This window comes from Anaeromyxobacter terrae, assembly GCF_022690685.1.
GTDB classification, from domain to species: Bacteria; Myxococcota; Myxococcia; order Myxococcales; family Anaeromyxobacteraceae; genus Anaeromyxobacter; species Anaeromyxobacter terrae.
Genome location: NZ_JALCYY010000039.1, coordinates 23,762 through 46,193 on the forward strand (window position 1 = coordinate 23,762; position 22,432 = coordinate 46,193).

Here is a 22,432-nt window from a genome sequence, read left to right on the forward strand (position 1 = left end):
GAATGGACGGTCGCAGGAGTCCTCGGCGGCGACCGGAGGACGCATGCCCGACTTCAAGTACGTGCTGGTCGGCGGTGGGATGACGGGCCACGCCGCGGCGCAGGGGATCCGCTCGGCGGACGCGAGCGGGTCGATCGCGCTCGTCGGCGAGGAGCCGGTCCCGCCGTACGCGCGCCCGCCGCTCACCAAGGGGCTCTGGGCAGGGAAGGAGGAGGGGGCGATCTGGCTGCCCGAGGTGAAGGGCGTCTCGCTCCTCACCGGCGTACGCGTCGTCGCGATCGACCGCGCGCGGCGCCGGGTCGCGCTCGAGGGAGGGGAGACCCTCGGCTACGAGCGGCTCCTCCTCGCGACGGGCGGCACTCCGCGGCGCCTGCCGTTCGGCGGCGACGGCGTCGTCTACTACCGGACCGTGGCGGGCTTCCGGCGCGTCCACGCGCTCCCGGTGGGCAAGCACGTCGCGGTGGTGGGCGGAGGCTTCATCGGCTCCGAGCTCGCGGCCTCGCTCGCGACGGCCGGCTACCGGGTCACGCTCGTCTTCCCCGAGGACGGCATCTGCGCGCGCCTCCTCCCACGGGACCTCGCGCTGCACCTGAACGGCTACTACGCGGAGCGGGACGTCGAGGTCCGAGCGGTCGAGCAGGTCACCGGGATCTCGGCGCACGGCTCCGGGTTCACGGTCGCGACCTCCCGGGCCGAGCTCCGGGCCGACCTCGTGGTGGCGGGGCTCGGCATCGTCCCGAACGACGCCCTCGCCGCCGGCGCCGGGCTCGCCGTCGACGACGGCATCGTCGTGGACGAGACGCTGCGCACCTCCGACCCCGACGTGTTCGCCGCGGGTGACGTCGCGCGCTTCTGGAGCCCGGCGCTCGGGCAGAGGATCCGGGTCGAGCACGAGGACAACGCCAACCGCATGGGGTGGGCGGCCGGCAGGGCGATGGCCGGCGCGGAGACCGCGTACCGCCACCTGCCCTTCTTCTACTCGGACCTCTTCGACCTCGGGTACGAGGCCGTGGGCGTGCTCGACGCGCGCCTCGAGGTCGTCGCCGACTGGGCGGAGCCCTTCCGCAGGGGCGTCGTCTACTACCTCGCGGAGGGCAGGGTGCTCGGCGTGCTGACCTGGGGCGTCTTCGGCGCGATGGACGCCGCCCGTGCCCTCATCGCAGAGCCGGGCCCGCACGCCGCCGCGACCCTGCGCGGGCGGATCCCGGCGTGACCGTCGCCGCGCGGCGCGGCGCCGGAGCGTTCAGGCCGGGCGGGTGCGTGGCAGGCGCCCGGGCCGCGGCTGCGCGGCGACGAGGCGCGTGAGCACCTTCTTCAGCTCCATCACCCAGAGCACCGAGCTCGCGACGGCGACGCAGAGGAGCCAGTCCCCCGCGGTCAGGGGGACGGTCCGGAACGCGCCCTGGAGGAACGGGGCGTGGACCACGGCGACCTGCAGGGCCGCCGAGATCAGCACCGCGAGCCAGAGCCAGCGGTTGGCGAACGGCCTGTGGAAGGCGCTGCGGGCGGGGAAGCGGGAGTTGAAGGCGTTGAAGAGCTGGAACAGGACGAGCGTGGTGAACGCCAGGGTCTGGGCGTGCCGGAGGCCTCGCCCCGGGGCGGAGGGGCCGGCGCCGCCGATGAGCCCGCCGGGCAGCGCCCCGTCCATCACCGCGAGCGTACCGACGGCCATGACCGCGCCGACCAGGACGAGGTCGAACCAGGTCCGTCCGTCGAGCACCCGGCTCCGCGGGTCGCGCGGCGGCTCGAGCATGAGGTCGCGGTCCGCCGGCTCGACGCCGAGCGCCAGCGCGGGGCCCGAGTCGGTCAAGAGGTTGATCCAGAGGATCTGGGTCGCGAGCAGCGGCACGACCACCGCCGAGCCCTCCTCGGGCTGGAGCCCGATCACCCCCGCGAGCAGCACGCCGAGGAACATGACGAGCACCTCGCCGATGTTCGACGAGAGCAGGTAGCGCAGGAAGCGCTGGATGTTGGCGAAGATCGAGCGCCCCTCCTCGACGGCGGCGACGATCGAGGCGAAGTTGTCGTCGGTGAGGATCATGTCGGCGGCCCCCTTCGCGACGTCGGTGCCGGCGATGCCCATCGCCACGCCGATGTCGGCCGCCTTCAGCGCAGGCGCGTCGTTCACTCCGTCCCCGGTCATCGCGATGACCTCGCCGTTCGCACGCAGCGCCCGGACGATCCGCAGCTTGTGCTCCGGCGCCACGCGGGCGTAGACCGAGACGTCGCGGACGGCCGCGCGCAGCCCCTCGTCGTCCAGCCGCTGGAGCTGGGCGCCCGTCAGCACCGCGCCGCCCCTGGCCGCGATCCCCAGCTCGGCCGAGATCGCCGCCGCCGTGATCGGGTGGTCGCCCGTGATCATCACCGGGCGGACGCCGGCCCGCCGCGCGTCGGCGACGGAGGCGCGGGCCTCCGGGCGCGGCGGGTCGATCATGGCGACCACGCCGAGGAGCACGAGCTCCTGCTCGACCTCGTCCGTCAGCTCCCCGGGGATGGCATCGAGGGTGCGGTAGGCGACCCCGATCGTCCGCAGCGCCGCCGCGGCCAGCCGGTCGACGGCGGCCGAGATCTCCGCGCGGCGCTCCTCGCCGAGCGCCCGGGTCTCCTCGCCGATCCGTTCCCGGGTGCAGCGCGCCAGCAGGACGTCGGGCGCGCCCTTCGTGAACACCAGCACGCGCTCCTGCTCGGCGTCGGCGTGGGCGGTGCTCATCAGCTTGCGCTCGGACGAGAACGGCACCTCGCCGAGGCGCGGGTAGCGCGCCTGGAGCGCCTCCAGGGCGAGCCCCACCTTGCGCGCGGCCACCACCAGCGCGCCCTCGGTCGGATCGCCCTGGATCGTGAAACGGCCGTCCTGCTCGACGAGCACGGCGTTGCTCGCGAGCTGGCCCGCTTCCAGCGTCTTCTCGACCTCCTCGAGCAGCACGGGATCCTCGACCGAACGGCCGTCCCGGCGCACCTCGCCGGTCGGCTCGTACCCGGTGCCGGTCAGGTCGACGGTGCCGCTCGCGGTGACGACGGTGCGGACGGTCATCTCGTTCTTGGTGAGGGTCCCGGTCTTGTCGGAGCAGATCGTCGTCGTCGAGCCCAGGGTCTCGACCGCCGCGAGCTTGCGCACGATCACGTGGCGCTCCGCCATGCGCTGCGTCCCGAGCGACAGCACGATCGTCGTGATCGCCGTGAGCCCCTCCGGCACGGCGGCCACCGCGAGGGAGACCGCCAGCAGGAGCACGTCGACGACGTCGGTGAGCGAGCGCAGCTCCTCCACGACCAGGATCGTCGCGCTGATGACGATCGCGATCGCGATGACCGCCGCGCCGAGCTGCTTGCCGACGCGGTCGAGCTCCCTCTGCAGCGGAGTCTCGACCTCCTCGGTCGTCTGGAGCGAGCGGGCGATCCTGCCGAGCTCCGTCGAGGATCCGGTGGCGGTGACGACCGCCCGGCCGCGGCCGGATGCGATGGCCGTGCCGCTGAAGACCATGTTCTCCTGGTCGCCGAGGCCGAGCTCCGCGGCGAGCGGGGCGCTGTCCTTGGAGACGGGCATGCTCTCGCCGGTGAGCGCCGACTCGGCGGCCCTGAGCGCGATCGACTGCAGCACCCTGGCGTCGGCGGGGACCGTGTCGCCCTCCTCGAGGAGCAGGACGTCGCCCGGGACGAGCTCGGCGGTCGGAACGAGCTGCTGCCTCCCGTCGCGCAGGACGCGGGCGCTCGGCGCGGACATCGCCCGGAGCGCCGCGACCGCCTGCTCGGCCCGGCTCTCCTGGACGAAGCCCAGCACGCCGTTGAGGAGCACGATCGCGAGGATGGTGAGCGTGTCGTAGGGGAGCGGCGTCTCGCGCTCGATCCACCAGGCGACGAACGAGACCACCGTCGCGACGAGCAGCAGGATCGTCAGCACGTCGCGGAACTGGGCGAGGAAGCGCCGCCAGGCCGGGACCGGCGCTGGCGAGGGCAGCTCGTTCCTGCCGTGGCGCCGGAGGCGCTCCTCGACCACGTCCCCAGGGAGCCCGCGCTGCGCGTCGCTCGCGAGCCCGGCGACGACCTCCGCCGCCGCGAGCCGGTGAGGAGGCGATTCGGCCGGGCTAACCGCGGCCAACGGCGCCCCCCGCCGGCCACCGCCAGCCCACGATCTCGGGCGGGTCGACGCCGTGCTCCTGGGCGTGAAGCCGGCACTGGATCTGCTGGTTGCGGAACCGCTCCTTGGCGTGAGCGCCCGGGCCGAGCAGCCGCGGCACGCGGTCGATCACGTCCATGGCCAGGCTGAACCGGTCGATCTGGTTCTCGATCGCGAGCTCGAGCGGCGTGTTGATGCTGCCCTTCTCCTTGTAGCCGCGCACGTGGAGGTTCGGGTGGTTCCGGCGGCGGTAGGCCAGCCGGTGCACGAGCCACGGGTAGCCGTGGAAGTTGAAGATGATCGGCGCCTCCACGGTGAAGAGGGAGTCGAAGTCCCGGTCGGAGAGGCCGTGCGGGTGCTCCGTCTCCGGCTGCAGCTTGAAGAGATCCACGACGTTCACGAAGCGGAGCTTCAGGTCGGGGAACGCCGGCCGCAGCATGGCGGTGGCGGCCAGCGCCTCCAGCGTCGCGACGTCGCCGGCGCACGCCATGACGACGTCGGGCTCGTGCCCCTCGTCGCTGCTCGCCCAGTCCCAGATGCCGATCCCCTTCGCGCAGTGCGCGATGGCCGCGTCCATCGACAGGTACTGGAGGTGAAGCTGCTTGTCTGCGACGATCACGTTGACGTAGTTCTCGCTGCGGAGGCAGTGGTCCGCCACCGAGAGCAGGCAGTTCGCGTCGGGCGGGAGGTAGATGCGGGTGACCTCGGCGCTCTTGTTCACCACCACGTCGAGGAAGCCGGGGTCCTGGTGGGTGAAGCCGTTGTGGTCCTGGCGCCAGACCGTCGAGGTGACGAGCAGGTTCAGCGAGGCGATCTCCTCGCGCCACGAGAGGCGGTTGCAGATCGAGAGCCACTTCGCGTGCTGGTTGAACATCGAGTCGATGATGTGGACGAACGCCTCGTACGACGCGAAGAGCCCGTGGCGACCGGTCAGGAGGTAGCCCTCGAGCATCCCCTCCAGCGTGTGCTCCGAGAGCACCTCGACGACGCGGCCGTCGGGGGCGAGCCGGCCCCCGTCGGCGTCCTCCGGGAAGGTCTCGCCGAGCCAGAGCTTCCCCGAGGCCTCGTACACCGCGTCGAGCCGGTTCGAGGTGGTCTCGTCCGGCGAGAAGACGCGGAAGTTCCTCGCGTTCGCCCGCAGCACGTCGCGCAGGAACGCGCCGAGCGGCCCGGTGTTCCCCGCCTGCGAGCCGCCCGGTGAGTCCACCGCCACCGCGTACTCCCGGAAGTCTGGCAGGCGGAGCGCCTTCTTGAGGAGGCCGCCGTTCGCGCGCGCGCTCGCGCCCATGCGGCGCGGCCCCGCGGGCGCCGCCTCGCGCACGGCGGCGACCGGCGCGCCCGCGGCGTCGAAGAGCTCCTCGGGCCGGTAGCTCCGGAGCCAGCGCTCGAGCAGCGCCAGCCGGGCCGGGTCCTGCTTCACGCCGGGGATGGGCACCTGGTGCGCGCGCCAGGAGCCCTCGAGCGCGTGGCCGTCCAGCTCGGCGGGCGCGGTCCAGCCCTTGGGCGCGCGCAGCACGACCATGGGCCAGCGCGGGCGGGTGGCGACCCCCGTCCGCCGCGCCTCGGCCTGGGCGCCGCGGATGAGCTCCACGCAGCGATCGAGCGTGGCCGCCATGGCCTGGTGCATCGACTCGTGCTCGGAGCCCTCCACCAGGAACGGCGTCCAGCCGTAGCCGGAGAGGAGCCGCGTGAGCTCGTCCGAGGGGATGCGGGACAGCAGGGTGGGGTTGTCGATCTTGTAGCCGTTCAGCGACAGCACCGGGAGGACCGCGCCGTCGCGGATCGGGTTCAGGAACTTGTTCACGTGCCACGACGTGGCGAGCGGGCCGGTCTCGGCCTCGCCGTCGCCCACGACGGCCGCGACGATCAGGTCGGGGTCGTCGAACGCGGCGCCGCAGGCGTGCGAGAGCACGTACCCGAGCTCACCGCCCTCGTGGATCGAGCCCGGGAGCTCCGGCGTGCAGTGGCTGCCGACGCCGCCCGGGAACGAGAACTGCTTGAAGAGGCGCCGGAGCCCCTCCTCGTCGAGGCTCTTGTCCGGATAGACCTCGGAGTAGGTGCCCTCGAGGTACACCGGGCCGAGGACGCCGGGCGCGCCGTGGCCCGGCCCCGCGAGGAAGAGCATCTCCACGTTGCGCGCGCGGATGATCCGGTCGAGGTGCGCGTAGACGAACGACAGCGCCGGGCTCGCCCCCCAGTGGCCGAGCAGCCGGTTCTTCACGTGCTCGGGGCGGAGCGGCTCGCGCAGGAGGGGGTTGTCCTGCAGGAAGATCATGCCGAGCGCGAGGTAGTTGCAGGCGCGCCAGAAGGCCTCGATCCGGCCCACCTCCTCGGGCGTGAGCGGCGCTCCGCGCACCGTGGAGCGCGCCGGCCCGAACGCGGACAGCTCGGCGATTCCCGAAAGCCTCGGCGCTTGCTCGCTCACGGCTCGTCCCTCCCCGGCGGCCGCGTGCGCCAGGATCCGGCGCGCGTGCCGCGCGATCATCAGCTCCTCGTCGGTGTGGACCACCCACGCGGAGACGCGGCTCCGCTCGGTGCTGATCCGCGGGCCTGCCGCGGCGTTCGCGGCCGGGTCGAGCTCGACGCCGAGCCACGCGGCGTCGCGGCAGACCCGCTCGCGGATCACGGCCGAGTTCTCGCCGATGCCCGCCGTGAACACGACGGCGTCGAGCCCCCCGAGCGCGGCCGCGAGCGACCCCAGCTCCCGGCCGATCCGGTAGACGAAGAGGTCGACGGCGAGCCGCGCGCGCGGGTCGGACGAGGCGAGCAGCGTGCGGAGGTCGCTCGAGATGCCCGAGACTCCGAGGAGGCCGGACTGGTCATACAGGAGCCGCTCGATCGCGCGCGGGTCGAGGCCGCGCTCGCTCGCGAGCCAGAGCACCGCCCCCGGATCCAGCGCGCCGCACCGCGTCCCCATGCAGAGGCCGTCGAGCACGCTGAAGCCCATCGTCGTCGCGACGCTGCGGCCGTCCTGCAGGGCGCACATGCTGGCGCCGCTGCCGAGGTGCATGACCACGCTCCGCCCGCGCGCGGCGGCTGGGTCGAGCGCCCCCAGCGTCGAGGCGACGTACTCGTAGGAGAGGCCGTGGAAGCCGTAGCGCCGCAGGCCGGCCGCGTGCAGCTCCTCGGGGAGCGCGAAGCGCTCGGCGACCGGCGGCAGGGTGCGGTGGAACGCGGTGTCGAAGCAGGCGACCTGCGGGAGCGACGGATCGAGGTCGCGCAGGATCCGGATGGGCGCGAGGCCGTGCGGCTGGTGGAGCGGCGCGAGCGGGACGAACGTCTGGAGCCGCGCGAGTACGGCGTCGTCGATCCGCTCGGGGCCGGCGAAGACGGCGCCGCCGTGAACCACCCGGTGCGCCGCGCCGGCGAGCGCCCCGTCGCCCAGCGCGCCGCGGACGAGCTCGAGGATCACCCTCACCGCGCCGGGGTGGCCGAGGTACGCGTTCGCCGGCCAGTGACGCTCCGCCAGCAGCGCGCCATCCGCCCGGCGCGCGACGAAGCGCGGCTCGCCCTCGGCCGAGAGCCCGTCGATCTGGCCGCGCACGTCGGCCGCGAGCGCTCCCTCGCGCTCGCGGAAGAGCGAGAACTTGATGGACGACGAGCCCGCGTTGAGGACCAGGATCCTGTCGGGCATGGCCGGGACCGCCCGTCGGTGTGGGATCGTTGACCCCGCGCTCTCCGTGCGCAAGGCCAGGAGCGCGCAGGGCCCGGATGGCCCGCCCGAGACGAGCCGCGCGCCACCAGGCGTGGCATGGGAAGCGGCGATGAGCGAGGCCCGCGCGATCGAGGCGGCTCGGAGAGGCCGGTGATCCTGGCCGGGGACATCGGCGGGACGAACGCTCGCCTCGCCACCTTCGACGTCCTGGGCGGGCGTCCCGCGCTGCGCGCGCTCCGGATCTACCCGAGCGACCGCTTCGCCGGCCTCGAGGAGATCCTGGAGCGTTTCCTGCGCGAGGTCGGTGGCGCGATCGAGGCTGCCGCGATCGGCGTGGCCGGGCCGCTGCGCGCCGGCGCCGTGGTCACCACGAACCTGCCGTGGGTGGTCGACGCGGACCGGCTGGGGGCGGTGCTCGGGCTCCGGAAGGTCGTGCTCGTGAACGACCTCGAGGCGCTCGCGTGGTCACTCGACGTGCTCGAGGCGGACCAGCTCGGGACGATCCACTCGGGCCGGCCGGACCGGGCGGCGGCGCGGGCGGTGCTCGCCGCGGGCACGGGGCTCGGCGAGGCCGCCCTGGTGCCCGTCGCCGGTCGCTTCGTCGCGCTCCCGAGCGAGGGGGGCCACGCGGACTTCGCGCCGCGGACCGACCTCGAGATCGAGCTCCTCCGCTGGCTCAGGGTGCGCCACGGCCGCGTGAGCTGGGAGCGCGTCCTCTCCGGCCCCGGGCTCGGCGACGCGTACCGCTTCCTCCGCGAGCGGAGCGGGGACCCGGAGCCGCCCGCGCTCGCCCGGGCGATGGCGGAGGGTGACGCCGCGGTGGTCGTGTCGTCCGCGGCGCTCGCCGGGAGCGATCCCGTCTGCGCGCAGGCCCTCGAGCTCTTCGTCTCGGCCTACGCCGCCGAGGCCGGGAACCTCGCCTTGCGGCTGATCGCGACGGGCGGCGTCTTCCTCGGCGGCGGCATCGCGCCCCACGTCCTGGCGTGGCTCCGCCGGCCGTCGTTCCGGGAGGTCTTCGTGGACAAGGGACGGCTCGGCGCGCTGCTCGAGGACATCCCGGTGCACGTGATCCTCGACGATCTGGCGGGCCTCCTGGGCGCCGCGCGGCGGGCGATGGAGGAGCTCGGGGGCTGAGGGCGTCGCGCCCGAGCACGCTCTCGTCCGGCCGCTCGCCGCGCTCGCCGGCGGCGCCGTTCGCGAGCCCGAGGGGATGCCTGCCGCGCGCGGCGCATCCAGATCAGGAGGACCGACGTGGACCGCGATGTCGATCAGCTCTCGGTGGCGACCCTCCGCACCCTCGCCATGGACGCCGTCCAGAAGGCGCGCTCCGGGCACCCGGGCACGCCCATGGCGCTCGCGCCGGTCGCCTACGTGCTGTGGCAGCGCTTCCTCCGCTACGATCCCGAGGAACCGATCTGGCCGGACCGCGACCGGTTCGTGCTGTCGAACGGGCACGCGTCGATGCTGCTCTACGCCCTGCTCCACCTCGCGGGCGTGAAGGCGGTCGATCCGGACTACGAGACGCTGGGCCGGCTGGCCGTCGAGCTCTCGGACATCGAGCGCTTCCGCCAGCTCGACAGCAAGTGCCCCGGCCACCCGGAGTACCGGTGGACGAGCGGCGTGGAGGCGACCACCGGTCCGCTCGGGCAGGGCGTCGCGACGAGCGTCGGCCTCGCGATCGGCGGCCGCTGGCTCGCCGCCCGCTACAACCGCCCCGGCCTCGCGCCGTTCGGCTACGACGTCTACGCGCTGTGCGGGGACGGCGACCTCATGGAGGGGGTCTCCGAGGAGGCGGCGTCGCTCGCGGGACACCTCCGGCTCCCGAACCTCTGCTGGATCTACGACAACAACCGGATCACCATCGAGGGCCGGACCGCGCTCGCCTTCAGCGAGGACGTGGCTTGCCGGTTCATCGCCCTCGGGTGGAGCGTGACGCGCGTGGGCGACGCGAACGATCTCGACGCGCTCTCGCGCGCGCTCGAGCAGTTCCGCGCCACCCGGGATCGGCCGACGCTGATCGTCGTCGACAGCCACATCGCCTGGGGCGCGCCGCGGAAGCAGGACACCTCGGAGGCGCACGGGGAGCCGCTCGGCGAGGAGGAGGTCCGCGCCACGAAGCGCCGCTACGGGTGGCCGGAGGACGCCCACTTCCTCGTGCCCGACGGCGTCCGCGAGCACTTCCGCGCCGGGATCGGCGCGCGCGGCGCGCGACTGCGCGGCGAGTGGGAGCGGATGTTCGCCTCGTACCGGGCGAGCCACCCGGACCTCGCCGCCGAGATCGAGCGCATGCAGCGCCGCGAGCTGCCCGAGGGGTGGGACCGCGGGCTCCCGGCGTTCTCCCCGGACGCGAAGGGGGTCGCCACGCGCGACGCGTCCGGGAAGGTCGCGAGCGCCGTCGCCGCGAACGTCCCCTGGCTCCTCGGGGGCGCCGCCGACCTCGCGCCCTCCACGAAGACCCGCCTCACGGTCGACGGCGCCGGCGACCTCGAGGCGGACACGCCGGGCGGCAGGAACCTGCACTTCGGGATCCGCGAGCACGCCATGGGCGCGGTGACGAACGGGCTCTCGCTCGCGAAGCTGCGCCCCTTCGAGGCGACCTTCCTCGTCTTCAGCGACTACATGCGCCCGGCGCTCCGGCTCTCCGCGCTCATGGAGCTGCCGATCATCGCGATCTTCACCCACGACTCCATCGGGCTCGGCGAGGACGGTCCCACCCACCAGCCCGTCGAGCACCTCGCGTCGCTGCGGGCCATCCCGGGCCTCGTCACGATCCGCCCGGCCGACGCGAACGAGGTGGTGGAGGCCTGGCGCGTGGTGATGCAGCGGCGCTACGGCCCGGTGGCCCTCGTGCTGACGCGGCAGGCCGTGCCGGTCCTCGACCGCACGCGCTACGCCTCCGCGGCGGGCCTCGCGCGCGGCGCCTACGTCCTCGCCGACGCTCCCGGCGGTCGCCCCGAGCTCCTGCTCCTCGCCACCGGCAGCGAGGTGCACCTCGCCCTCGCGGCGGGGGAGACGCTCGCGGCGCGGGGCGTCCGCGTGCGCGTCGTGAGCATGCCGTCATTCGAGCTCTTCGAGCAGCAGCCGCCGGAGTACCGCGCGAGCGTGCTGCCACCGGAGGTGAAGGCGCGCGTCGCGGTGGAGCAGGCCTCGACCTTCGGCTGGGACCGCTACGTGGGGAGCGCGGGCGCAGTCGTCGGCATGCGCACCTTCGGCGCCTCCGCGCCGCTCAAGGCGCTGCAGACGCGCTTCGGGTTCACCCCGGACGCGATCGTCTCGACGGCGAGCGCGCTCCTCGCGCGCGGGGAGGGCTAGGCCGTGCGCGTCGCCATCGCCGCCGACCACGCAGGCTTCCCCCTGAAGGAGGCGCTGCGAGACGGCCTCGCGGCCCTCGGGCACGAGGTCGTCGACCTCACCCCGCGCGAGCCGGCGCCCGAGGACGACTACCCGGACCACGCGCTGCTCGTGGGCGAGGCCGTGCGGTCCGGCGGCGCCGAGCGCGGCGTCCTCGTGTGCGGGAGCGGCGTCGGAGTGGCCATCGCAGCGAACAAGCTGCCCGGGATCTACGCGGGCGTGTGCCACGACACCTACTCGGCGCACCAGGGCGTCGAGCACGACGCGATGAACGTCCTCGCGCTCGGGGCGCGCGTCGTCGGAGTGGCGCTCGCGGAGGAGATCCTCCGGGCCTTCCTCGCCGCCCGCCCCTCCGGCGAGGAGCGGCACCGCCGCCGGATCTCGAAGACGCGCGGCATCGAGGCGCGCGCGCTGCAAGGAGACGCACATGATCGAGCCCATCCGTGAGCTCGCGAGGTACGGGCAGAGCATCTGGTACGACGGCCTGAGGCGGGACCTCCTCCGCACCGGGTCGCTCGCGCGGCTCATCGAGGACGGCGTCCGCGGCCTCACCACGAACCCGTCCATCTACGAGAAGGCGATCGCGGGGACGGCGGATTACGACGCCGACATCACGACGGTGGGGGGGAGCGGCCTCGACGCGAAGGCGGTCTACGAGACGCTGGCGATCCAGGACCTGCGGGGCGCGGCCGACCTCATGCGCCCGGTCTTCGACGAGATGGACGGGCGCGACGGGTTCGTGAGCCTGGAGGTCTCTCCGCTCCTCGCCCAGGACACGCGAGGCACGATCGAGGAGGGACGTCGCCTGTGGAAGGCGCTCTCGCGGCCGAACGTCTTCATCAAGGTCCCAGGCACGCCCGAGGGCATGCCGGCCATCGAGGCGCTCGCCGCCGACGGCGTGAACGTGAACGTCACGCTGCTGTTCGCGCGCTCGGCGTACCGCCTGGCCGCGGAGGCCTGGATGGCCGGGCTCGAGGCGCGCGCGGCGAGGGGCGAGACGCTCTCGCGGGCGGCCAGCGTGGCGAGCTTCTTCGTCTCGCGGATCGACACCGCGGTGGACCGCCGGCTCGACGCGCACGCCGGCCGCGCGGCCGGACCCAGCGAGCGCGAGCGCATCGAGGCGCTCCGCGGCAAGGCCGGGATCGCCAACGCGAAGCTCGCCTACCAGGACTACGCGGCCCTCGTCGCGAGCGAGCGCTGGCAGCGGCTCGCGGCCCGCGGCGCTCGCACGCAGCGCGTGCTCTTCGCGAGCACGAGCGTGAAGGATCCGCGCTACCCGGAGCTCATGTACGTCGAGTCGCTCATCGGGTCGGACACGGTGGACACGGTGCCTCCGGACACGCTCGAGGCCCTCCGTCGCGGCCTCACGGTGCGCCCCACCCTCGAGGAGGACGTTCCGGGGGCCCACGCCGACCTCACCGCGCTCGAGGCGCTCGGGATCTCGATGGACGCGGTCACGGACGAGGTGCTCGCGGAGGGCGTGCGCAAGTTCGCCGAGCCGTTCCAGGCGCTCCTGGCCACGATCGACGCGCGGCGCGCGGGGCTCGGCGCCCCCGCGGCCCGGTGAGGGGAGGCGGCGCGATGCAGCTCGGGATGGTGGGGCTCGGGCGGATGGGGTCGAACATGGCGCGGCGGCTCCTGCGGGCCGGGCACCGCGTCGTGGCGTACGACCGCGATCGCGCGGCGGGCGCGGCCCTCGAGCGTGAGGGAGCGGTGGCCGCGGCGTCGCTCGACGACCTCGTCCGCCGGCTCGACCCCCCGCGCGCGGCCTGGGTCATGCTCCCCGCGGGAGCGCCCACCGAGGAGACGGTCTCGGCGCTCGGGGATCGGCTCGCGCGGGGCGACGTGATCGTCGACGGCGGCAACTCCTGGTTCAAGGACGACGCGCGGCGGGCGCGGGGGCTCGAAGCGAAGGGCGTGCGGTACGTGGACGCCGGGACGAGCGGCGGCGTCTTCGGGCTCGAGCGCGGCTACAGCCTCATGATCGGCGGGGACGCCGAGGCGGTCCGCCTCCTCGAGCCCGTCTTCCGCTCGCTCGCGCCGGGGCGCGCCGCGGTGCCGGCCACGCCCGGGCGGGAGGGCCGGACGAGCACCGCCGACGACGGCTACCTCCACTGCGGCCCGGCGGGGGCCGGGCACTTCGTGAAGATGGTCCACAACGGCATCGAGTACGCCCTCATGCAGGCGTTCGCCGAGGGGTTCGACATCCTGCGCGGCGCCGCGGGGGACGAGGTGCCGGAGGAGCTCCGCTACCAGCTCGATCTGGCGGAGGTGGCCGAGGTCTGGCGGCGCGGCAGCGTCGTCTCCTCCTGGCTCCTCGACCTCGCCGCCGCGGCCCTCGCGCGGGATCCCGGGCTCGTCGGGTTCACGGGCAGGGTGCCGGACTCGGGCGAGGGGCGCTGGACCGTGCAGGCCGCGGTGGAGGAGGCGGTCCCGGCGACCGTCATCTCCGCCGCGCTGTACGCCCGGTTCCGCTCGAGGCAGGACCACACGTTCGGAGAGAAGCTCCTGTCGGCGATGCGGCGGCAGTTCGGCGGTCACGCGGAGGCGCCGGCGAGCTCGCCGCAGGGCCCTCCGGCGGCCTCCAAGGGGCGGCCATGACGACGGATCCCGGGTCGCCAGCCGCCCCCGAGGCAGGAGGCAGGCCGGGGCCGGCTCCGCTCGAGCGACCGGCCGACGCCGCGTCGATCGTGATCTTCGGGGGCACGGGCGATCTCGCCCGCCGCAAGCTGTTCCCGTCCCTCTGGAACCTGTGGTCGAACGGGCTCCTGCCCGCGGACGTCGCGGTCATCGGCGTCGGGCGGAAGATCGCCTCGGACGCCGCGTACCGCGAGGAGATCGGCGCGAGCGTGCGCCGGTTCGGGGCGTGCCCGCCGCAGGACGACCGCAGCTTCGGCCAGTTCCTCGAGCGGATCTTCGTGGTGCAGGGCGCGTTCGACGACCCCGCGACCTACGGGTGGCTGAAGGCCCGCCTCGCCGAGGTCTCCGCGCGGCATCGGACCGGAGGGAACGTGCTCTTCTACCTCGCGACGCCGCCCACCGCGTTCGGGACGATCGTCCGCCGCCTCGATGCCGCGGGGCTCGCCCGCGAGGCGCAGGGGTGGCGGCGCGTGGTCGTGGAGAAGCCCTTCGGCCGCGATCTCGCCTCGGCGAAGGCCCTCGGCGCTGAGCTGCACGCGGTGCTGCGGGAAGATCAGATCTTCCGGATCGACCACTACCTCGGGAAGGAGACGGTCCAGAACATCCTCGTGTTCCGCTTCGCGAACGGGGTGTTCGAGCCGATCTGGAATCGCCGCTACGTCGACCACGTCCAGATCACGGTGGCGGAGGACCTGGGGGTCGAGGGGCGCGGCGCGTACTACGAGAGCGCCGGGGCGCTCCGGGACGTCGTGCAGAACCACGTCCTCCAGCTCGTCACGCTCGTCGCCATGGAGCCGCTCACGAGCCTCGCCGCCGACGCGGTCCACGCCGAGAAGGTGAAGGTGCTCCAGGCGATCCGCGCGACGGGAGCCGTCCGAGGGCAGTACGGGGAGGGCACCATCGCGGGGGTGCAGGTGCCCGCCTACCGGTCGGAGCCGGACGTGGATCCGCACTCGACGATCGAGACCTATGCGGCCGTGCGGCTCGACATCGACAGCTGGCGCTGGTCCGGGGTCCCCTTCTACGTCAGGTCCGGCAAGCGGCTCGCGCGCCGCTGCACCGAGATCGTCGTCCAGTTCCGCCGGCCTCCGCTCATGCTGTTCCAGCAGTCGGGGGTCGGGGAGATCGAGCCGAACCGGCTCCACATCCACATCCAGCCCGACGAGGCGATCTCCTTCGACATCAAGGCGAAGGCGCCGGGTGCCGCCATCCGGGTCGAGGACGTGCGGCTCTCCTTCGACTACCGGAGCATCGGCGAGGGGTGCGCGGCGACGGGGTACGAGCGGCTCCTCTACGACGCGCTGGTGGGCGACTCGACGCTGTTCCATCGCGCGGACATGGTCGAGGCCGCGTGGCGGATCGTGACGCCGATCCTCGAGGCGTGGTCGAGCCGGCCCGCACCCGACTTCCCGAACCATCCCGCCGGCTCCTGGGGGCCGCCGGCCGCGGACAAGCTCCTCCGCCGCGACGGGCGCCGCTGGGTGGTGGGCTGAAGGGAGGCCATGGCGGCCGAGCGAGACACGGCGAAGCCGGAGGTGCGCGTCGTCGAGGACCCCGCCGCGCTCGCCCCGGCCGCCGCGGACGAGTGGCGCGCGCGAGCCCTCGCGGCGGTGGCCGCGTCCGGCCGCTTCGCGGTCGCGCTCTCGGGCGGCTCGACTCCGCGCGCGGTCTACGCGCTGCTCGCCGACCCGGCCGCGCCGTACCGCGACGCCCTCCCGTGGGCGCGCACGCACGTGTTCTTCGGTGACGAGCGGGCGGTGCCGCCCGATCACCCGCAGTCGAACTACGGCATGGCGCGCGACGCGCTCCTCGCGTCCGTGGCGCTCCCGCCGGAGAACGTCCACCGGATCCGAGGGGAGGACGAGCCGGAGGCGGCCGCCCGCGCATACGAGGACGCGCTGCGCGCCTTCTTCGGCGGCGCCCCCCGCTTCGACCTCCTGCTGCTCGGGATGGGCGCCGACGGTCACACCGCCTCGCTCTTCCCGGGGAGCCCCGCGCTCGAGGAGCCATCGCACCTCGTCGTGGCCGCCCCCGCGCCGGCTCCGGGTCCGCCCCGGATCACGCTCACCCTCCGGGCGCTGCAGGCGGCGGCTCGCGTGGTGTTCCTCGTCTCCGGCGCGGCGAAGGCGCCCGCGCTCGCGCGCGCCCTCTCCGGCGCGAGCGGCGCGGGGGCGCTCCCCGCGGGGCGCGTCCGGCCGACGGACGGCTCCGTCCTCTGGCTCGTGGATCGCGCCGCGGCGCCCTGACGGTCGGCTGAAGGGTCGAGGCGGGACCCGGGCGCGGTTCCCGCCAGGGCATGACGCACCCGCCGGCGGTGGCCCCGCGCGAGCCGCGATCGCGCGGGGCTCCGTGCCCTACGTTCATCGCGCCCGTACGGGCGGGGAGGGTTTCGAGATGCGAGCTTCGAAGCGTGGGATCGTGGCGGCGATCGTCTCCGCCGCGGTGCTGGGGTTCGCCCCTGGAGCGCGGGCGGCCGACGGCGCGGTGAAGGTGGCGAAGAGCGAGAAGGCCGGGAGCTACCTCACCGACGACAAGGGCATGACGCTCTACGTCTTCAAGAAGGACTCGGAGGGGAAGAGCGCCTGCGCCGGCGCCTGCGTGACGAACTGGCCGATCTACCACCGCGAGAAGGTCGAGCCGGCCGGCGGCGCGAGCGCGGCCGACTTCAAGACGATCACGCGCGAGGACCGCAAGAAGCAGACGACTTACAAGGGCAAGCCGCTCTACACCTTCGTCGGGGACAAGAAGCCGGGCGACACGAACGGGCAGGGCGTGATGGACGCCTGGAGCGTCGCGGCGCCTTGATCGCCGCCAGGACGTACCCGCCCGTGGCCCCTGGCGGGCGAGAATCGCCAGGGGCCACGCGGGCGCGCGATCACGGGATCGCGATGGAGCGGTTGACGCTGATGGTCTGCTTCGGGTTCGCGCTGTCCGTCACCTGGACCGCGAACCCGTAGATCCCGCTCGCAGTCGGCGTGCCCTCGATGGCGCCCGCCGTGCCGAGCGTCAGCCCGGGCGGCAGGCTGCCCGAGGCGAGCGAGAGCGCGTAGGGCGGGAGGCCGCCGGCCGCCTCGAGCGCCGCGGAGTACGGAGCTCCGACGGCGCCGTCCGCGAGGCTCTCGGTGGTGACCTCGAGCGGCGCGAAGACGCGCAGCGTGAACGGCGCGCTGAAGTTCTTCTGGGGCGCGGACGCGTCGAGGACCCGGAGCGTGAAGCTGTGGCTCCCTGCTTCGGTGGGTACGCCGGCGAGCTCGCCGGTCGCGGCGTCGAGCGCGAGCCCGGGGGGCAGCGCGCCTCCGCTCACGGACCAGGTGTACGGGGCGGTCCCGCCGATCGCCGCGGCGTGCGCCGCGTATGGCGCGCCCACGACGCCGTCGCCGAAGGCGGTGGTGGTGATGACGAGCGCGTTCGACGCGGCGGCGATCGTGACGCTGAACGCCTGGGACGCGACCTTCTGCGGCGTCGAGGCGTCGGCGGCCTGCACGGTGAAGGTGTAGCCGCCGGTCGCCGTGGGGCTGCCGGCGAGGGCGCCCGTGACGACGTCGAGCGCGAGCCCCGGAGGCAGCGTGCCGGCGACGACGCTCCAGGCGTAGGGCTCGGCCCCGCCGTTGGCGGCCACGGCCTCGGCGTACGGAGCCCCGAGCACCCCCTTCGGCAGCGAGACCGTGGTGACGGTGAGCGGCGCGGTACCGATGGTCATGGTGAACTGCTTCTGCGCGAGCTCGGGCGGCGTCGAGCCGTCCGCGACCTGGACGACGAACGTGGCGCTGCCCGTCTCGGTGGGCGTGCCCGAGAGCGCGCCGTCCGCTCCGAGCGTCAGCCCGGGGGGCAGCGCCCCCGCCGCCACGCTCCAGACGTACGGGCCCGTGCCGCCCGCCGCGACGAGCGTCGCGGAGTAGGCGGAGCCCACGGTGCCGCCGGCCAGGGAGGCCGTCGTGATCTGGGCGCTCCCGGCGTCCGCGAGCACGGTGATGCCCAGGCTCGCGGTCGCTGCCTGGGCGGGAGAGGAGCCGTCGCTCACGCGCACCGTGCAGACGTAGGTGCCGCTGACGCTCGGCGTTCCGGACAGCGTGCCGTTCGACGCGAGGGCGATCCCGGGCGGCAGGTAGCCGCCGGCCCGGCTCCAGGAATACGGCTGCGTGCCGCCGCCCGCGGTGAGCGTCGCCGCGTACGCGGCGCCGACCACTCCGTTCGCGAGCGAGGTCGTCGTGACGACGAGCGCGGAGGGGGAGGGCGGAGCGGCGGGATCGGACGAGCCGCCCGAGCAGGCGATGAGCGAGAGCGCGACGAAGCACGCGAGCGCGCGTGGCGTGGTGCGCGGCATACAGCTCCCTTTCCGCAGGCGCCTCGGCCGGCGTGGCCTACTGGCCCTGCGACGAGATGACGCGCGTACGCAAGGCGAATGCCGCGTCGTCGCAAGCGTCACGGACAGCGAAGAGCGCCCGTCTCTCGCGTGCAAGCGCGCGAGACGTGGGGCCTCCCGAGCGCCGTCCCGCGGCCACGTCGGCGCTCGGCGTGCGGCGCTGTGCGCGAACGGCTCCGTACGCGCCGGTACACTCGAGCGTACCGGCGCGTTCACGCCGGGTCGCCGGCCCGAGGCGGCGCGCGGGCGAGCCACCCGCGCCGGGCGTCACGCGTACTGCGCGATCCCGTTCCCGAACGACCAGTTCTCCTTCGTGACCTCGACGAGCGAGACGAGGACGTCCTCCGGCCTCACCCCCGGTGACGTGGAGAGCAGCTCGGCGATGCGGGCGTAGAGCGCCTTCTTCATCTCCAGCGTGCGCCCGGCGTTGAGCGTGATCTGCACGACGACGAGCTCGTCGGTCCGGGCGATGTCGAGGTACGACGGATCGTAGACGAGGCCGGCGGCGTCGTGCTCGGTGATGACCTGGAAGCGATCCTTCGCGGGGACGTTCATCGTCTCCACCATCGCGCGGTGGACGGCGTCGCCGACGGCGGCGCGGTACGCGGCGGGCTTTCCGGCTCTGAGCGAGATGCGAACGAGCGGCATGGGGTTCTCCTCGAGGAAGGGGCGGGATTATGGCCTGAACCCCCGAGCGAGGGGCGCCCCTGGCGCAGGTGAACGGTCCCTGCCCCTGCCGTTGGCGACCAGGCGCCTCCGCCGCTCCTCCCGTCGGCCGAACCCACGAGAGCTGACGTTCCCGGGCGCCGAAAGCTCGACGGCCATGGAGCGCGGCGTAGCGTGGAGTCGGCGTCCGACGGGAGGACGGCATGGTCGAGCGGACGGGTGGCGTCGTGATGGTCGTCGACGACGACGAGGATCTGCGGGAGCTCGTCGTCGGGGTCCTGAAGGACGCCGGCTTCGAGGCGGTGGCCGCGAGGCACGGGCGCGAGGCGCTCGCGCGACTCCAGGACGCCGAGGTCACGCCGGAGCTCATCCTGCTCGACCTCGAGATGCCCGTCATGTCGGGCTGGGAGTTCCGCCGCGAGCAGCTGCGCGATCCGGTGCTCGCCCGGGTGCCGGTGCTCGTCACGTCCTCGGCGGACCCGGGCGCCCTCGCGGCGAGCGGGTACCTCGCGAAGCCGTACGCCGCGGCCGACCTGCTCCGCGCCGTCGCGGCGGTTCGCGCGGGCCGCGCGATCGCGGCGTGACCCCGCGCGCTCAGCTCGCGTCCGGCGCGGCCGCGGGCCGCTCGCCCAGCAACGCCTCCACCTCCGCGGCCGAGCCCAGCTCGACGGCCTGCTGCGCGAGCTCCCGCGCCTCGTCCAGGCGGGTCTCGCGGATCGCGTTCTTCACCTCGAGCATCTCGCCCGGCGCGACGCTGAACGCGCGCAGGCCCAGGCCGAGGAGCAGCTCCGTGTGGGCGGGGTCGCCCCCCATCTCCCCGCAGATGGTGAGCTCGCGCCCAGCGCTCTCCGCGGCCTCCGCGACGGAGCGGATGAGGCGCAGGACCCCCGGGTGCAGGGGCTGGTAGTAGGGGGCGATGGTCTCGTCCTCGCGATCGGCCGCGAGCACGTACTGCACGAGGTCGTTCGTCCCGAGGCTCAGGAAGTCGACCTCTCGCGCCAGCGTCCGGGCCATCAGGGCCGCCGAGGGGACCTCGATCATCGCGCCGAGGGGGATCTCGGGGTTGAAGCGCTGGCCCTCGGCGGCGAGCTCCGCCTGCACCTGGCGCACGATCGCGCGCGCCTCCCGCACCTCCTCGAGCCCGCCCACGACCGGGAGCAGGATGGAGGCCGGGTGGTCCGCGCTGACGCGCAGGAACGCGCGCAGCTGCGGCTTCAGCACGTCGAGGTGGCGGAGCAGGAGCCGCACGCCTCGCTGCGCGAGCGACGGGTTGCGGGCGGGCGGCATCGGGAAGTAGGGCAGGACCTTGTCGCCGCCGAGGTCGAGCAGGCGGAAGACCACCTTCCGCGGGTGGAACCGCCCCGCCGCGCGCGAGAGGTACTCGTACTGCTCCTCCTCGGTGGGGAACGCGGGCCGGATGGCGAACGCGAACTCGGTCCGGTAGAGGCCGATCCCCTCGGCCTCGAAGCGCAGCGCGGACTCGGTGTCCGCGAGCTTGTTCACGTTGGCGTAGAGCGGGACCGACGTGCCGTCGCGCGTCACCGAGGGCAGCCCGACGAGGTGCCTGAGCTCCTCCTTGCCGGCGCGGAGCTCCGCCTCCAGCCGATCGTACTCGCGCTCCAGCGACGGCTCCGGGTCGACGAAGACCACGCCCGCGATGCCGTCCACGATCAGCCGGTCGCCGGTCCGGATCCGGAGCGACGCCTCCGGCACCCCGGCGACGGCCGGCGTCCCCAGCGAGCGCGCCAGGATCGAGCTGTGCGAGAACCGGTTGCCCCGCTCCGTCACGAGGCCGCCGACGCGGTCGAGCTCGAGGCGAGCCGTCACGGACGGCAGGAGCTCCTCCGTCACCACGATGGCGCCCGGCGGGATGACGAGGCTCGAGGGACCGCGGCGCTCGATGAGCGTCGAGAGGACGCGGCGGCCGACGTCGCGGACGTCGGCGGCGCGCTCGCGGAGGTAGGCGTCGGGGATAGCCTCGATGATCCGCAGGTACTCGTCGATGACCTCCGAGAGCGCCGCCTCGACGTTGATGAGCTTCTCGCGGACGCGGCGGAGGACCCGGTCGCGCAGCTCCGGATCGTCGACCGCGAGCGCCTGTGCGCCGAAGATGTCCGCCTGGCTCTTGCCGAGCCGCGCGTTCACGTCGTCCTGGAGCGTGGCCAGCTCCGCGGCGGCGGTGGCCAGCGCCGCGTCGAAGCGCAGCCGCTCGCCCTCGACCTCCGACGGCTGGATGCTGCGCCGCGGCGCCGCCGATCGGTAGCCGCAGGCGATCACGAGGGCCTTGCCCCGCGCGACTCCCGGCGACACGCCCGTGCCTCTGAGCATTTGAGCGATCCTTCCCAAGCTCATATGCGCGCGCGGGTCGCGGCCGCCACCGAAGTCCCGGTCGGGCGACGCGTTCGACCCACGCTCCCCACCCGGTCGGGCGCGCGAGCGAGCGGAGGAGCCCGGAGGGACCGTGGCTCGCTCGGGCCCTGCCGGCCCGCCGCGGGGCTCGTCCCTTCCGCCGCCGCGGCCCCGGGCCATACTCAGCGGACATGGAGCTCCTGCTCGTCCGCCACGCCATCGCCGCGCGGACCTCCTCGCGCGGCGAGTCGGCGGATGCGCGCCGACCGCTGACGGCCGAGGGCCGCCGGCGCATGGTCCGGGGCGCGCGCGGGCTCGCGGCGCTCGTCGCGGAGCTCGACGGCGTCTTCCCGAGCCCCCTCGTCCGGGCGGTCGAGACGGCGCGCATCGTGGCCGACGCGTACGGGCTCACGCCGGAGGAAGGGCTCCCGGCGCTCGCGCCGGACCGCCCGCCGCAGGAGGTGATCGCGTGGCTGTGCGCTCGGCGCCGCGACGGGACCGTCGCGCTCGTCGGGCACGAGCCGCACCTCTCTCGCCTCGCGGCGCTCCTCGTCGCCGGCGACCCCGAGCCGCTGTTCACGTTCCGCAAGGGCGGGGCGTGCCTCCTCACGCTCGACGGCACGCCGCGCCCGGGCGGCGCGCGCCTGCGCTGGCTCGCGACGGCGAAGGTCCTCAGGCTCCTCGGGGCGCGGGAGGCGAAGGGGTGAGCCGCGGCCCGGACGGCGCCAGGCGCTCGGCGGCTCGCCAGGCCGTGGCGGGGACGGGCGCCGGATCGCACATTCGAGGCATGCCCCTCTCCTCCGTTCCCGCCCGCGCGGAGGGCGGCTTTCACGTCGTCGTCGAGGCGCCGCGCGGCGCGACGTTGAAGCTCAAGCACGACCCCGCGCTGGACGTGATGATCGGCCACCGGCCGCTGCCGCTCGGGTTTGCCTATCCGTACGACTGGGGCTTCGTGCCGGGCACGAAGGCCTCCGACGGCGACCCGGTGGACGCGCTCGTGTACTGGGACGTCTCGAGCTACCCCGGCGTCGTCGTCCGCTGCCGCGCGCTCGGCGTGCTCGCGCTCGAGCAGGACGCGAAGCGCGGCGGGCGGGAGCGGAACGACCGGATCCTGGCGCTCCCCCTCGTCCACTCCCGCGGCGCGGCGCTGCGTACCCACGCGGACCTCGACCGCCGGGTGCTCGAGGAGATCGAGCACTTCTTCACCTCGTCGGTGTTCTTCGAGCCGAAGAACCCCCGCATCCTCGGGTGGCAGGGGCCGGAGGACGCGGAGCGCCTCCTCGCGGGGAGCTAGCGG

Annotated in this window: 17 protein-coding genes; 12 read left to right on the forward strand and 5 right to left on the reverse strand. The window is 74.3% G+C overall.

Annotation, left to right across the window (positions count from 1 at the left end; genetic code table 11):
- The first annotated feature begins 43 nt into the window (after positions 1-43).
- Positions 44-1,213 carry an NAD(P)/FAD-dependent oxidoreductase gene (locus tag MNY62_RS16970; RefSeq protein ID WP_242345377.1) on the forward strand — a complete coding sequence of 390 codons (1,170 nt, stop codon included), beginning with the start codon at positions 44-46 and terminating at the stop codon, positions 1,211-1,213.
- Positions 1,214-1,243: 30 nt separating this feature from the next.
- On the opposite strand, the gene MNY62_RS16975 is transcribed toward MNY62_RS16970, so the two are convergent.
- On the reverse strand, positions 1,244-4,093 hold the full coding sequence (locus MNY62_RS16975; RefSeq protein WP_242345378.1) for a cation-translocating P-type ATPase: 2,850 nt from the start codon (positions 4,091-4,093) through the stop codon (positions 1,244-1,246).
- Positions 4,080-7,745 (reverse strand): phosphoketolase, encoded by a 3,666-nt coding sequence (locus MNY62_RS16980; RefSeq protein ID WP_242345379.1) that lies wholly within the window; start codon positions 7,743-7,745, stop codon positions 4,080-4,082. Before MNY62_RS16980 ends, MNY62_RS16975 begins: the two co-directional genes overlap by 14 nt.
- Positions 7,746-7,916: 171 nt before the next feature.
- On the opposite strand from MNY62_RS16980, the gene glk reads away from it, so the two are divergent.
- The 8 genes from glk (at position 7,917) to MNY62_RS17020 (ending at position 16,562) form a co-directional block, all read left to right on the forward strand.
- The gene (gene glk / locus MNY62_RS16985; protein WP_242345380.1) at positions 7,917-8,900 is read left to right on the forward strand and encodes a glucokinase; all 984 of its coding nucleotides are present in this window, start codon (positions 7,917-7,919) and stop codon (positions 8,898-8,900) included.
- A 117-nt stretch (positions 8,901-9,017) separates the two neighbouring features.
- On the forward strand, positions 9,018-11,078 hold the full coding sequence (gene tkt / locus MNY62_RS16990; RefSeq protein WP_279426692.1) for a transketolase: 2,061 nt from the start codon (positions 9,018-9,020) through the stop codon (positions 11,076-11,078).
- A gap of 3 nt (positions 11,079-11,081) precedes the next feature.
- Positions 11,082-11,564 (forward strand): RpiB/LacA/LacB family sugar-phosphate isomerase, encoded by a 483-nt coding sequence (locus MNY62_RS16995; protein ID WP_242345381.1) that lies wholly within the window; start codon positions 11,082-11,084, stop codon positions 11,562-11,564.
- The gene (gene tal / locus MNY62_RS17000; protein ID WP_242345382.1) at positions 11,545-12,684 is read left to right on the forward strand and encodes a transaldolase; all 1,140 of its coding nucleotides are present in this window, start codon (positions 11,545-11,547) and stop codon (positions 12,682-12,684) included. Before MNY62_RS16995 ends, tal begins: the two co-directional genes overlap by 20 nt.
- Before the next feature lie 14 nt (positions 12,685-12,698).
- Positions 12,699-13,718 carry a phosphogluconate dehydrogenase (NAD(+)-dependent, decarboxylating) gene (gnd, locus tag MNY62_RS17005; RefSeq protein ID WP_242345383.1) on the forward strand — a complete coding sequence of 340 codons (1,020 nt, stop codon included), beginning with the start codon at positions 12,699-12,701 and terminating at the stop codon, positions 13,716-13,718.
- The gene (gene zwf, locus MNY62_RS17010) at positions 13,715-15,250 is read left to right on the forward strand and encodes a glucose-6-phosphate dehydrogenase (RefSeq protein ID WP_242345384.1); all 1,536 of its coding nucleotides are present in this window, start codon (positions 13,715-13,717) and stop codon (positions 15,248-15,250) included. Before gnd ends, zwf begins: the two co-directional genes overlap by 4 nt.
- A 9-nt stretch (positions 15,251-15,259) precedes the next feature.
- Positions 15,260-16,003, forward strand: coding sequence for a 6-phosphogluconolactonase (gene pgl, locus MNY62_RS17015; RefSeq protein ID WP_242345385.1), 744 nt, complete (start codon positions 15,260-15,262; stop codon positions 16,001-16,003).
- A gap of 148 nt (positions 16,004-16,151) precedes the next feature.
- Entirely contained in the window at positions 16,152-16,562 is a 411-nt protein-coding gene (locus tag MNY62_RS17020; RefSeq protein WP_242345386.1) for a COG4315 family predicted lipoprotein, read from the forward strand.
- A 70-nt stretch (positions 16,563-16,632) separates the two neighbouring features.
- On the opposite strand, the gene MNY62_RS17025 is transcribed toward MNY62_RS17020, so the two are convergent.
- Both MNY62_RS17025 and MNY62_RS17030 read right to left on the reverse strand, forming a co-directional pair.
- Positions 16,633-18,081, reverse strand: coding sequence for a putative Ig domain-containing protein (locus MNY62_RS17025; RefSeq protein WP_242345387.1), 1,449 nt, complete (start codon positions 18,079-18,081; stop codon positions 16,633-16,635).
- A gap of 306 nt (positions 18,082-18,387) precedes the next feature.
- The gene (locus MNY62_RS17030) at positions 18,388-18,768 is read right to left on the reverse strand and encodes a tautomerase family protein (protein WP_242345388.1); all 381 of its coding nucleotides are present in this window, start codon (positions 18,766-18,768) and stop codon (positions 18,388-18,390) included.
- A gap of 221 nt (positions 18,769-18,989) precedes the next feature.
- Between MNY62_RS17030 and MNY62_RS17035 the strand changes: the two genes are divergently transcribed.
- On the forward strand, positions 18,990-19,370 hold the full coding sequence (locus tag MNY62_RS17035) for a response regulator (protein ID WP_242345389.1): 381 nt from the start codon (positions 18,990-18,992) through the stop codon (positions 19,368-19,370).
- A gap of 10 nt (positions 19,371-19,380) precedes the next feature.
- On the opposite strand, the gene ptsP is transcribed toward MNY62_RS17035, so the two are convergent.
- Positions 19,381-21,114 (reverse strand): phosphoenolpyruvate--protein phosphotransferase, encoded by a 1,734-nt coding sequence (gene ptsP / locus MNY62_RS17040; RefSeq protein WP_242345390.1) that lies wholly within the window; start codon positions 21,112-21,114, stop codon positions 19,381-19,383.
- A gap of 212 nt (positions 21,115-21,326) precedes the next feature.
- Here ptsP and sixA point away from each other — a divergent pair, with 212 nt between their 5' ends.
- Positions 21,327-21,842, forward strand: a complete 516-nt coding sequence (sixA, locus tag MNY62_RS17045) for a phosphohistidine phosphatase SixA (RefSeq protein WP_242345391.1) — start codon at positions 21,327-21,329, stop codon at positions 21,840-21,842.
- A gap of 80 nt (positions 21,843-21,922) precedes the next feature.
- A complete protein-coding gene (locus MNY62_RS17050) occupies positions 21,923-22,429 on the forward strand; it encodes an inorganic diphosphatase (protein WP_242345392.1) in 507 nt (168 codons plus the stop codon).
- Positions 22,430-22,432: the final 3 nt, after the last annotated feature.